13 protein-coding genes are annotated in these 12,263 nt (G+C 46.9%); 11 read left to right on the plus strand and 2 right to left on the minus strand.

Annotated features, from left to right (window positions below; all coding sequences use genetic code 11):
* Nucleotides 1–6 precede the first annotated feature (6 nt).
* From GZK95_RS09620 to GZK95_RS09655, 8 genes are read left to right on the plus strand one after another with little or no spacing between them, the layout of a single operon-like run.
* Entirely contained in the window at nucleotides 7–1,317 is a 1,311-nt protein-coding gene (locus tag GZK95_RS09620; RefSeq protein ID WP_075708116.1) for a D-tagatose-bisphosphate aldolase, class II, non-catalytic subunit, read from the plus strand.
* On the plus strand, nucleotides 1,314–2,471 hold the full coding sequence (locus GZK95_RS09625; RefSeq protein ID WP_075715897.1) for an SIS domain-containing protein: 1,158 nt from the start codon (nucleotides 1,314–1,316) through the stop codon (nucleotides 2,469–2,471). The genes GZK95_RS09620 and GZK95_RS09625 overlap by 4 nt, the downstream gene beginning before the upstream one ends.
* A 22-nt stretch (nucleotides 2,472–2,493) precedes the next feature.
* On the plus strand, nucleotides 2,494–2,967 hold the full coding sequence (gene agaV / locus GZK95_RS09630; RefSeq protein ID WP_075715898.1) for a PTS N-acetylgalactosamine transporter subunit IIB: 474 nt from the start codon (nucleotides 2,494–2,496) through the stop codon (nucleotides 2,965–2,967).
* Between the two features lie 17 nt (nucleotides 2,968–2,984).
* Nucleotides 2,985–3,761, plus strand: a complete 777-nt coding sequence (agaW, locus tag GZK95_RS09635; RefSeq protein ID WP_075715899.1) for a PTS N-acetylgalactosamine transporter subunit IIC — start codon at nucleotides 2,985–2,987, stop codon at nucleotides 3,759–3,761.
* A complete protein-coding gene (agaE, locus tag GZK95_RS09640; RefSeq protein ID WP_075708124.1) occupies nucleotides 3,751–4,635 on the plus strand; it encodes a PTS N-acetylgalactosamine transporter subunit IID in 885 nt (294 codons plus the stop codon). The genes agaW and agaE overlap by 11 nt, the downstream gene beginning before the upstream one ends.
* A gap of 60 nt (nucleotides 4,636–4,695) precedes the next feature.
* Nucleotides 4,696–5,136 carry a PTS galactosamine/N-acetylgalactosamine transporter subunit IIA gene (gene agaF, locus GZK95_RS09645; protein WP_075715900.1) on the plus strand — a complete coding sequence of 147 codons (441 nt, stop codon included), beginning with the start codon at nucleotides 4,696–4,698 and terminating at the stop codon, nucleotides 5,134–5,136.
* A complete protein-coding gene (nagA, locus tag GZK95_RS09650) occupies nucleotides 5,126–6,334 on the plus strand; it encodes an N-acetylglucosamine-6-phosphate deacetylase (RefSeq protein WP_075715901.1) in 1,209 nt (402 codons plus the stop codon). Before agaF ends, nagA begins: the two co-directional genes overlap by 11 nt.
* Nucleotides 6,325–7,179, plus strand: coding sequence for a tagatose bisphosphate family class II aldolase (locus tag GZK95_RS09655; protein ID WP_075708130.1), 855 nt, complete (start codon nucleotides 6,325–6,327; stop codon nucleotides 7,177–7,179). The genes nagA and GZK95_RS09655 overlap by 10 nt, the downstream gene beginning before the upstream one ends.
* Nucleotides 7,180–7,284: 105 nt before the next feature.
* Here the strand turns inward: GZK95_RS09655 and GZK95_RS09660 are convergent, their stop codons facing one another.
* Together GZK95_RS09660 and sohB are read right to left on the minus strand one after the other, a co-directional pair.
* Complete coding sequence (locus tag GZK95_RS09660; protein ID WP_075708134.1) at nucleotides 7,285–7,785, minus strand: fasciclin domain-containing protein; 501 nt, start codon at nucleotides 7,783–7,785, stop codon at nucleotides 7,285–7,287.
* Nucleotides 7,786–8,025: 240 nt separating this feature from the next.
* On the minus strand, nucleotides 8,026–9,087 hold the full coding sequence (gene sohB / locus GZK95_RS09665) for a protease SohB (RefSeq protein WP_075708136.1): 1,062 nt from the start codon (nucleotides 9,085–9,087) through the stop codon (nucleotides 8,026–8,028).
* Nucleotides 9,088–9,276: 189 nt separating this feature from the next.
* Here sohB and GZK95_RS09670 point away from each other — a divergent pair, with 189 nt between their 5' ends.
* From GZK95_RS09670 to GZK95_RS09680, 3 genes are all read left to right on the plus strand, one after another.
* Nucleotides 9,277–10,026, plus strand: a complete 750-nt coding sequence (locus GZK95_RS09670; RefSeq protein ID WP_075715902.1) for a YciK family oxidoreductase — start codon at nucleotides 9,277–9,279, stop codon at nucleotides 10,024–10,026.
* Nucleotides 10,027–10,173: 147 nt separating this feature from the next.
* A complete protein-coding gene (imuA, locus tag GZK95_RS09675) occupies nucleotides 10,174–10,851 on the plus strand; it encodes a translesion DNA synthesis-associated protein ImuA (RefSeq protein WP_075715903.1) in 678 nt (225 codons plus the stop codon).
* A gap of 3 nt (nucleotides 10,852–10,854) precedes the next feature.
* Nucleotides 10,855–12,255, plus strand: a complete 1,401-nt coding sequence (locus GZK95_RS09680) for a Y-family DNA polymerase (protein WP_075715904.1) — start codon at nucleotides 10,855–10,857, stop codon at nucleotides 12,253–12,255.
* Nucleotides 12,256–12,263 lie beyond the last annotated feature (8 nt).

A 12,263-nucleotide genomic window follows, 5' to 3' on the forward strand; every position in this document is an offset into this window, starting at 1 on the left:
ATCAAAATGAAAGCGTTACTTTCTCTTATCGAACAACACAAGCAAGGTCATGCAACAGGCATCTACTCTGTCTGTTCTGCACACCCCTTAGTGCTTGAAGCAGCAATTAAACAAGCTGCACAAGACAAGCAACTCGTGTTGATAGAAGCCACCTCAAACCAAGTCAATCAATTTGGTGGCTACACGGGAATGACACCGCAAGATTTTGCTAACCACGTATTTTCGCTTGCTGAGCGTCTAAACTTCCCCGCTGAGAACGTGGTACTCGGCGGCGACCACCTTGGTCCAAACTGCTGGCAAAGCCTTCCAGCAAGCCAAGCGATGGAATATTCCGCGCAGATGATTCATGACTATGTCAGTGCTGGATTTAAGAAAATTCACCTTGATTGCTCAATGCCATGTGCCGATGACGTGACACCGCTAAGTGAAGAAATCATGGCGCAGCGTGCCGCACAATTATGTCTAGTAGCTGAAGATGCGTGGAAAAAGGTGGGTGGCGAAGCGCCAGTTTATGTCGTAGGAACAGAAGTCCCAACGCCAGGTGGTGCTCTTGAATCTTTAGAAGAAGAAGGTATTGAGGTCACCAAACCTGAACAAGCACTTGCAACCTTAAATGCCCATCACCAAGCATTTAGCGATTTAGGATTGGGCTACGTTTGGCCTCGAGTGATTGGTTTAGTTGTGCAGCCGGGTGTTGAATTTGACCATCATACTGTCCACCACTACGACAGCAGCGAAGCGCAATCATTAAGCCATATGATCGATAGTCAGCCAAATCTTGTGTTTGAAGCACACTCTACTGACTACCAAAACCCACCGGCATACCATCAATTGGTGCGCGACCATTTTGCGATTTTGAAAGTTGGCCCAGCACTCACCTTTGCCCTTCGCGAAGCCCTTTATGGCTTAGAACGAGCAGAAATTGAATGGCTAGGTACTCATCACGCCTCGCATCTACGCGACACCATTGAACAGGTAATGCACGAACAACCCAATTACTGGCGTTCTCATTACTCAAGCAAAGGTCATCAACAATATCTTGATTGCAGCTATAGCTTGAGTGATCGCATTCGTTACTACTGGACTCATCCAGAAGTGAAAGCGGCGCAGCAAGCACTATTTGACAACTTAGCAGCTAAGCCGCTGCCAGTAACACTCCTTAGCCAATATCTCCCTAATCAGGCTAAGGCTATCTCTCAACACCAAATTCAGAATCAGCCCGCTGAGATTGTCATACACAAGATTATGGAAGTGACACAAGTCTATTCCGAAGCCTGTTATGCAAACGCAGTGGCTAGCAAGGAGACTATCAAATGAGTTCGTTTTTAGGCTATGAATTACCGTGGCTAGAAGCGCGTAACGGTGTTCACACTGCTCAAGAAATCAGCCACCAACCTCGTTTATGGCGTGCGCTTTCTAACCAGTTAGAACAACAATACGACGCAGTCACTGCGTTCTTAAATCCACTGTTGGCTCGCCCAGATCTGCGCATCATCTTAACTGGCGCAGGAACTTCGGCTTTCGTTGGTGACGCCGCAGCACCTTTTATTCAAGCAGGGTTACGCTTTCAAGTAGAGTCGATTCCAACCACAGACTTGGTTTCTAACCCAGAGCAGTACTTAGATGCCACTCGCCCAACACTATTGGTGTCTTATGCTCGCTCAGGGAACAGTCCTGAAAGTGTCGCAGCAGTGGCATTGGTTGATCAACTGGTCCCAGATTGTCATCACCTGTTCTTAACTTGTAATGGTGAAGGTGAGCTCTCGCGCTATTCCCAAACCGCGAAAAATGCCTTCTGTATGATCATGCCTGAAGGTTCAAACGATAAAAGTTTTGCGATGACCTCGAGCTTTAGCTGCATGTTGATGTCAACACTGACACTACTTGGCGGTCAAACACCAGCCCAATGGCACCAACAAGTTGAAGCGACCTCAGCACTGTGTGAAGCCAAGCTTGAACAGTGGCAATCGGCGATTAAAGCCTTAGCTGAGCAACCATACGAACGCCTAATTGTGCTTGGTAGTGGCGGCTTCGCAGGCTTAGCACGTGAAGCATCACTTAAGTCTCTTGAGCTTAGTGCTGGTCAAGTGATGACAACATTCGACTCATCATTGGGTTTCCGTCACGGTCCAAAATTCACTATCAACGACAAAGCGTTGGTTATCCAACTGCTTTCAAGTGAGAGCTATACCCGTCAATACGATATGGATCTGTTCAACGAAATCCGTGGTGACAAACAAGCTCTTGCTCATATTGCAATCAGTGAAATTGCACTCAATGAAGAAAACGTATTTGAACTCGGACACCTTGGTCTAGGCGACCAATGGCTCTGCTTCCCATTCATTCTGTTCTGCCAAATGTTGGCATTTGAAAAATCACTCCAGTTAGGCTTTGGACCAGATAACCCATGCCCAACTGGTGAAGTAAACCGTGTGGTGCAAGGCGTCACTATCTACCCATTCAATCAGTAACTCATTTAATAAGGAATTGACCATGCCAAATATCGTTTTAAGTCGTATTGACGAGCGTCTAGTTCACGGCCAAGTAGGTGTGCAGTGGGTAGGTTTTGCTGATGCCAACATCATCGTGGTGGTGAATGACGAAGTCGCTCAAGACAGCATTCAACAAAACCTAATGGAAATGGTACTTGCCGATGGCATCGCTATCCGTTTTTGGACGGTGCAAAAAACCATCGACACCATCCATAAAGCAGCAGATCGCCAACGCATTCTATTGGTTTGCCGCACACCAAAAGACTTCCGTCAGTTGGTGGAAGGCGGCGTGCCAATTAGCAATATCAACGTAGGTAACATGCACTACGTAGAAGGAAAAAAACAAATTGCCAAAACAGTTTCAGTCGGCACTGAAGACGTCGCGGAATTTGAACGATTAAAAGCGCTAGGAGTGAAGTGCACCATTCAAGGTGTGCCAACTGAAAGCGCAACTGACCTCTTTACTCTTATCTAACAATAAGGACACCAATCATGGAAATAGGACTCTTACAGGCACTGATGCTCGGCATCCTAGCCTTCTTTGCTGGCCTAGATTTATTTAACGGTCTCACTCACTTCCACCGCCCTGTGGTACTTGGTCCGCTCGTTGGTCTAATTTTAGGCGACTTGCAAACGGGTATCTTAGTCGGCGGTACGCTAGAACTGATTTGGATGGGTCTTGCACCACTTGCAGGCGCTCAGCCACCAAACGTTATCATCGGTACTATCGTAGGTACGGCTTTCGCTATCACTACCAAAGTTGAGCCTAATGTCGCGGTTGGTGTCGCGGTACCATTCGCGGTCGCAGTACAGATGGGTATCACCCTACTCTTCTCTGCTATGTCAGCAGTGATGTCTAAATGTGATGAGTATGCGCAAAATGCCGATACTGATGGCATCGAACGCGTCAACTACATGGCACTTGCTGTACTGGGCTCTTTCTACTTCCTATGCGCATTCTTACCCGTCTACTTAGGAGCTGAACACGCAGAAAAAATCGTTGAAGTACTACCAAAAGACCTGATTGATGGTCTGGGTGTAGCCGGCGGTATCATGCCAGCGATCGGTTTTGCCGTACTGATGAAAATCATGATGAAGAACGCTTACATCCCTTACTTCATCCTAGGTTTTGTCGCAGCAGCATGGCTACAACTCCCTATCCTAGCAATTGCAGCCGCTGCGACAGCGATGGCAATTATCGACTTTATGCGCAAAACAGAACCAACTCCTGTAACTGCACCAGCTGAGGACTTTGAAGATGGAATCTAATGTAAGCAACGAACTCGACCTCCGTAGCCAAAACGCTGACGTGCAACCTGCTCCAGGCGTGGCTCAAGATGAGTATGAGAACAAAGAGATTGGCGCAGAGCTAACGAAAGCGGACATCAACCGCATGGCATGGCGTTCACTACTGCTCCAAGCATCATTTAACTACGAACGTATGCAGGCTTCTGGTTGGTTGTACGGCCTACTTCCTGCACTGAAGAAGATTCACACCAATAAAGCTGACCTTTCCAAAGCTATGCAAGGTCATATGGGCTTCTTCAATACTCACCCATTCTTGGTGACATTCGTTATGGGTATCGTACTGGCGATGGAACGTTCTAAACAGAACATCAACAGTATTCAAAGCACCAAGATTGCCGTTGGTGCGCCAATGGGCGGTATCGGTGATGCAATGTTCTGGCTAACGCTACTCCCTATCTGTGGTGGTATCGGTGCCGACTTGGCATTGCAAGGCTCAATCATGGGTGCGGTGTTCTTTATCGTCCTATTTAACGTGGTGCACTTTGGTCTACGTTTTGGCTTAGCTCACTACGCATACCGTATGGGTGTGGCAGCAATTCCTGTCATCAAGGCCAACACTAAGAAAGTCGGCCATGCAGCATCCATGGTTGGTATGACGGTTATCGGTGCACTGGTTGCAACTTACGTACGCCTATCAACCACCGCTGAAATCACCGCTGGTGACGCAGTAGTCAAACTCCAAGCAGACGTTATCGACAAGCTAATGCCAGCGTTCCTACCACTGGTTTACACCTTAGGTATGTACGCCCTTGTTAAACGTGGTTGGAGCCCACTAAAACTTATCGGTATCACTGTGGTACTTGGCGTTGTTGGCCGCTTTATGGGCTTCCTATAAGTCACTTTCTCCACACAAGAACACTGGGGCTGATTTATCAGCCCCCCTAAGGAAACAAAAATGATTGCAGTTATTTTATCTGGCCACGGTGGCTTCGCTTCAGGTCTTGCTAAAGCGGTTTTTCAAGTAATTGGTGAACAACCTCAGTTTAAATTTATCGACTTTCCAGAAGAAGCAACCACACCACAACTTGAAGCGGCGATGCGTGACGCTATCAAAGAAATCGACTCTGGTGAAGGCATTGTATTCCTGACTGATCTACTAGGTGGCACTCCATTTAGAACCGCATCACTAATCAGCCAAGAGCGCGACGATATTCAAGTTGTTACAGGCACAAACATGCAAATGGCAGCGGAAATGTTACTTGAACGCGATGAACTCAACTTAATCGAATTCCGTGACCAAGCAGTTGAGTGTGGACATCGAGGAATCACCTCTTTGGCTGCCGAAATGGCACTCAAAGCCGAACACGCAGACACGGTAGAAGAAGATGGAATCTGAACGAAAAAGCGTGACTCAATTTAGCTATCGAGCTGAACGCATATTACACGGTGACACATGGCTCAACGATGCTGTGATTCAAATCGATGAGCAAGGCATCATCAATACGATTGAACCTTTTGATGCTAAACAACATATCAACGTCATGGATTTGGGCGACGTCAGTTTACTCCCAGGCCTAATCGACAGTCACGTTCACGGCGCGAGAGGCTGTGATGTGATGGATGCTAAGCATGAAAGTTTAGACACCATGTCGCGTTATTTTGCCAGCCTTGGGGTGACCGCATTCGTCCCAACCACCCTCACAGCGCCGGTGGCTAAAATTCGCGCTGCACTACAACAAATTACCAAAAGTAAGCAAATCGGTGTCGGTGGTGCCGAAATCCTAGGGGCTTACTTAGAAGGCCCTTATTTCACCGAAAAACACAAAGGGGCACAACCAACAGAATGGTTTAGAGATCTCTCTATTGAAGAGATCGACAACTGGATCTCATACAGTGACAACCATTTGATTACGTTCGCCCTCGCACCAGAAAAGTCGGGAGCGCTGGAGGCGATTCGCTACCTAAAAAAACAAGGCATCAAGGTGATGCTGGGTCACAGCGATGCCAGTTATGACATTGTCAAACAAGCACTGGATGCTGGCGCGAGTGGTTTGGTTCACTGTTACAACGGTATGCGTGGTTTGCATCATCGTGACCCTGGAGTGGTTGGCGCAGGTTTTGTCCACCCGAACAGTTATGTCGAGATGATTGCCGATGGGCACCATGTTCATCCCGCCGCAATAGATATCGCACATCGTTGCTGCGGCAATCGCATGACCCTAATCACTGATGCGATGAGCGCCACAGGCATGCCAAATGGCGACTATACCCTCGGCGAGTACACGGTGCATATGAAAGATGGCGTCGTCACTACAGACAGTGGTGGACTTGCAGGCAGTGCGTTAACGCTATCTCGCGCAGTACAGAACATTGCGCAGTGGCTTCAATTACCCCTTGAGCAGGCTTGGCTGATGGCCTCGTTAACACCGGCTCAATCGTTAGGTTTACAACATCAACTGGGCAGCTTAGAGGTCGGCAAACGTGCTTCTATGGTGGCAGTTCAATCAGATTTCTCAATTGCAAAAACTTGGGTAAACGGACGTCTTGTATTCGAGGCTGACTCAGTACCAAGTCAGGAGGCTTTATGTATCTAATCTCTTCTCGTGAAATGCTTAAACGTGCTCAGCAAGGTGGCTACGCAGTTCCTGCATTCAATATTCATAACCTAGAAACTGTGCAAGTGATCGTCGAAACAGCATCAGAGATGGGCTCTCCTGTGATTCTTGCGGGCACACCAGGTACTTATGACTACGCTGGCACCGATTACTTAATCAGTATCTGTAAAGAAGCTGCGCATAAGCATTCGATTCCTTTGGTACTGCACCTTGACCACCATGAAGATCTGCAAGATATCCGTACCAAAGTCGACCACGGTATCCGCTCGGTCATGATCGATGGTTCACACTATGCCTTCGATCAAAACATCGAAATCGTGCGCTCAGTGGTTGATTACTGTAACCGTTTCGATGCCAGCGTTGAGGCGGAACTGGGACGCTTAGGCGGCCAAGAAGATGACTTGATTGTCGACAGTGCAGATGCATTAATGACTGATCCTGCCTCTGCCGCTGAATTTGTGCGTCGTACTGGCATTGATTCACTGGCCGTGGCAATTGGTACTGCACATGGTCTTTACAAGGCAGAGCCTAAACTTGACTTTGACCGTCTAGCGAAGATTCGTTCGGTTGTTGATATTCCACTTGTGCTGCACGGCGCATCTGGTGTACCGGATGAGATGGTTCGTCGTTGTATTGACCTTGGTGTCTGTAAAGTCAATGTCGCAACTGAACTCAAAATTGCCTTCTCTAATGCAGTGAAGCAACACTTTGCTGAGCATCCCGATGCCAACGATCCGCGTAAATATATCACTCCGGGTAAAACGGCAATGAAACAAGTGGTGATGGATAAAATCCACATGTGTGGTAGCGAAGGTAAACTGTAATAAAACCTAACTTCCTCGCCTTGTTCGCTCTGGCAAGAAGAGGAAGTAACACCCACCCCCTATAGGTGTTACTTCAGGGAGCTCTTAGTCACAGCTCCCTTTTTTTTATTTCGGCATGATTACGCTATCAATCACGTGAATCACACCATTACTTGCCTTAACGTCGGTGGCTACAACCGTGGCATTGTCGACCATCACTTTGTCACCTTTCACCGCAATCATCACGTCTTGACCTTGCACCGTTGTGGCTTTATCCAACTTCACTACATCCGCTGCCATCACTTTACCCGGCACGACATGATAAGTGAGAATTGCTACCAGCTTATCTTTGTTCTCTGGCTTTAATAGCATCTCAACAGTCCCATCCGGTAGCTTAGCAAACGCGTCATCGGTAGGCGCAAAAACGGTAAAAGGTCCTTCCCCTTTCAACGTATCAACCAACCCCGCCGCTTTGACCGCAGCCACAAGAGTATTAAATGAACCATTTTCAACCGCAACATCAACAATGTCGGCTTTTTTCATTCCATGGTCATGGGCGTGAACCGGTGACAGCATTACGAGCGTGGCAAACATGGCGGTCATAATGACTAAGATGCGTTTTAACATAGATACTTTCCTCTGTAGTGAATATGGAATTACTGTTTCCATCCAATCGAAGGTGTTCTACGGTAGGAAAGTTTTAGCCGATCAGTTGTGCATGATAGATTTCATTGTGATGGTTTATCGCTATTTTCAGCATTAACACTGCCGTTTCATCATATTTTTGATGAAACTGGCGGGAGCGAATGGTTCAGATAATAAAAAACCGCACTATCAAAGTGCGGCCTCTTAAAGACAACAACTCAACTACACAATTGGACGTTGGCCTCGGTCAATCAATTTCATCAGCACATTGTCGGCAGCTTCACCCATTAGCGCAGCAAGCTTAGAGGTAATTTTCTTCTTCTCAACATAGTGAATTGCCAGCACAGTCTTGTCTTTACACGCTTCAACCACTAAATCGTCTGACGTTTTGATTTCATCAACCAGACCCAGTGACAATGCTTGTGAACCAAACCAATGCTCACCTGTTGCTACTTTTTCTAAATCAAGATCTGGTCGACGCTCACGAATAAAGTCTTTAAATAGAACGTGAGTTTCCTCTAGCTCTTGTTTGAATTTTTCACGAGCTTTATCGGTATTTTCACCAAACATTGTCAACGTACGTTTGTATTCACCCGCCGTCAGTTGCTCATATTCAATATCATATTTTTTCAGTACTTTATTAAAGTTCGGTAACTGGGCAATCACGCCAATCGAGCCCACAATAGCAAATGGCGCAGAGACAATTTTATCGGCAATACAGGCCATCATGTAGCCACCACTTGCCGCCACTTTATCGACAGAAATCGTTAGGGGTAGACCCGCAGCTTTCAAACGATCCAGTTGTGAAGAAGCTAAGCCGTAACCATGTACCATACCACCGCCAGACTCTAGACGTAGGAGTACTTCATCCCCTTCACATGCAACCGCTAATATAGCCGTCACTTCTTCACGCAGTGAGGCCACTTCTTTGGCATCAATGCTACCTTTAAAATCCAGTACAAAAAGATGAGGTTCGCGCTTACTCTCTAGCTCTCCCTCTTTGGCAGCTTGTTTGATCTCTTTTTCGCGCGCTTTGTTTTTCTCTTTCTCTTGCTTCTTCTCGGCTTTGCCTCGCGCCTTTAAGAACGCCTCATCGTGGAGATGATGCTCTAACTGTTCGACCGTATGTTTGTGCTGCTCGGTTAGGTCTGTAATTTCCAGTTCACCTTTTGCAGCTCCACTGCGTCCACCAGCGCTTTTAACAATAATAAGAATCGCAGCCAATGCGACTACCACAGTCACAATCTTGGCCAAAAATAAGCCGTAGTCCAACAAAAATTCCAAGCTGATTATCCTCTCAATATGCGAATTAGTGTATTGTATACCCAAGTAACCTCAAGGTGCGAGCTTCATTGGGAGTGAGTCACTGAGCCATCATTAAAGCCACATATACCCAAACCACTTCAAGTAGGACTGGGTATACCATCTTGTCACGAAGACAAAAAGTAGTTCATAACAAAAAGGAAGCATAGCGTGGATTATTCAGTTGCTGATAACGCCTTAAAAGATAAAGTCATCCTCGTTACTGGCGCAGGAGCCGGTATCGGTAAACAAGCAGCAATGAGCTTTGCCCAACATGGTGCAACGGTGATCTTATTAGGTCGCACGGTGAAGAAACTTGAGCAGACTTACGATGAAATCGAAGCGGTTGGTTACCCTCAGCCAGCGATTATCCCACTCGATATGAAAGGCGCAACGAAGCAAAACTACTTAGATATGGCTGACACTATTGAGAGTCAATTTGGTCGCCTAGATGGCGTTTTGCACAATGCTGGTATTCTAGGTGTGATCAGCCCATTTGATCAGATTGGCGAAGATAGCTTTGATGATGTGATGCAAATTAATGTCAAAGCACAGTTTTTGATGTCACAAGCGCTGCTGCCACTGCTACGCAAATCGAATGACGCTCGTATGGTTTTCACCTCGTCATCTGTCGGCCATATTGGACGCGCATTTTGGGGAACTTATGCGATTTCAAAATTTGCGACAGAAGGTATGATGCAGGTACTCGCCGATGAACTCAGCGATACGAATATCCGCGTTAATGCCATTAACCCCGGCGGTACTCGTACCGGTATGCGCGCCAAAGCTTACCCAGCGGAAGATACTGATTTACTGAAGACACCGGCGGATATTATGCCCCTCTATCTTTATTTGATGGCGCCAGAAGGCAAGGCCGTTCACGGCCAATGTTTAGACGCGCAACCAAAGAAAGCCCAGTAACACTTTCAAGACAATCACTGAAATTACTCGGCTGGTAAATCAACGCCTTGCAACTGAGCAAGGCGTTTTTTATTTCTTCCCTATTGCAGTGCTGACAGGATAAATTATACTGTACAAATATACAGGTATTTTATTTATCCACCGCCTATGTCTGAACTGATTGAACACTTAAAGCAGCAACACTTGCTATGGCAAGGTAATGCGCAACCTGAGCCAACCGAAAGTTATCCGACTGGTTTTGCACTGCTCGACAGCAAACTCGAAGGGGGGTTCCCTAAGCATGGCGTGGTTGAGTTGCAAAGTGCTTCTGGTATTGGCGAATTAAGATTACTGCTTCCTCACCTATTAGCAACCAGCGAAGAGCGCATGAGTGTGTTTATTCAGCCACCGGGCTACCTCTGCGCCGAAATGCTTATTGAGCAAGGGTTCGATCTTAACCAAATCCTACTGATTTACCCTGAGAGCCCACAGCATGCGCTATGGGCTGCTGAGCAGTGTTTAAAAAGCGGCGCTTGCAGCAATGTTCTATTATGGCAATCAGAGCTGGAAGTACACCAAGCTCGTCGTTTACAGGTCGCGAGTGAAACAGGCCACTGCCTCCATTTTTTATTTAAACAGAACCAGCAAGATATCTTTTCTCTTCCAGTCAGCTTGAGCATGCGCTTAGAACCGCATATTCATGGTTTAACCGTCACCATCACTAAACGTAAAGGGGGATGGTCACACGGCAGTTTTGTCCTAGATATGCGCTCACGCTGGTCACAGTTAACCATGACACAACCGGAGCCGGTGGTGATTCCTTTCCCACTGCGCAAGCAAGGTTAATTGATGCAATTGTGGCTTTATCTTCATTTTCCAGCACTACAACTGGATGCACTTTTTGCCGAACAAAGCGACCAGCCGATTGTGTTGGTCGATGGACAACGCTTTCAAATCACCCAAGCGAATTCGCTGGCATTGGAACATGGGATCAAGATTGGTATGGGATTAGGCAGTGCGAGCGCACTGTGCCACCAATTACAAGTTCACCCTTACCAAGCGGGTCAAGAACAGCAAACTTTACTCGATATTGCACAGTGGCTTTATTTAGTGACCTCCGATATCGTACTGCAACCACCGCAAGGTGTATTGCTAAAAGTCAGCAATATGCTTTCGCTCTATGGCGGGTTGAATGACTATTGGCACACATTGTCTCAGCACCTCGATCAATTGGGCTATCGTTACTACTATTCCACTGGATTTTCCCCTTATTCAGCGATGTTACTCGCTAAATCGGCGACGATGCTTATCTCCAACGACAAAGAACAATTACGAGAAAGGCTCGATAGCTACCCGATCTCTGCCACGGAGCTACCAGAGAAACAAGTGGACTCGCTGCTACGGGTTGGCGTCAACACCTTAGCTGAATTGTTGAACCTACCTATGTCTGAGTTGGCACGTCGTTTTGATATTGATTTGGTGAACTATGTAGGGCGCCTACTGGGGCAATTTAAGCATCCCGTAGACTTTTATCACCCGCCAGAGAAGTTCCATCGTTACCTTGAGCTGCTGTATGAAATTGAAAATATCCAATGGCTAGAAAGACCACTCAAAAAGCTATTGCAACATTTAGAGCTGTTTTTAACGCTACGTAACCGTGTTGCCTATGAGCTACAACTCACGTTACATCAACGAGACAAGCAAACCGATACTATTCACTTTACTTCGGCTTGTGGTGACTATATGGCACATCAATGGCTTAAATTATGCCAGTTAACATTGGAGTCTCTCAAGTTAACGGCCCCCGTGCAGGGGTTAACCCTCACCATTGTGCGTGGAGGTCAGTTAGATGCCACCAGCCGCGATATGTTTAATGGAACTCAAGGCAAACAGTCATCACTGGAGTTAATCGGTTTGCTGCAAGCTAAGCTTGGTAAAGAGAAAGTGCGTAAAGTGGCGCTGAGCCACGACCCTCGCCCAGAAAAAGCGACCCAATTGTGTGACCCTACGCTGCCGATCCCAGTCAAACCACATGTCAATCGCTGCCGACCAAGTTTTCTCTTACCTACGCCGGAACCTTTACAAGAGAAAGTGACCATTGAGCAAGGTCCTGAACGCTTTGTCACGGGTTGGTGGGATGGTGACGATATTACCCGAGATTACTTTATCGCCCGCAGTCACAGTGGTCGTTGGCTATGGGTTTTTCGTAACCAAGATAAGCAGTGGTTCCTCCACGGGCAATTTAGTTAGATAAGGAG

Source organism: Vibrio panuliri, from assembly GCF_009938205.1.
Lineage (GTDB): Bacteria > Pseudomonadota > Gammaproteobacteria > Enterobacterales > Vibrionaceae > Vibrio > Vibrio panuliri.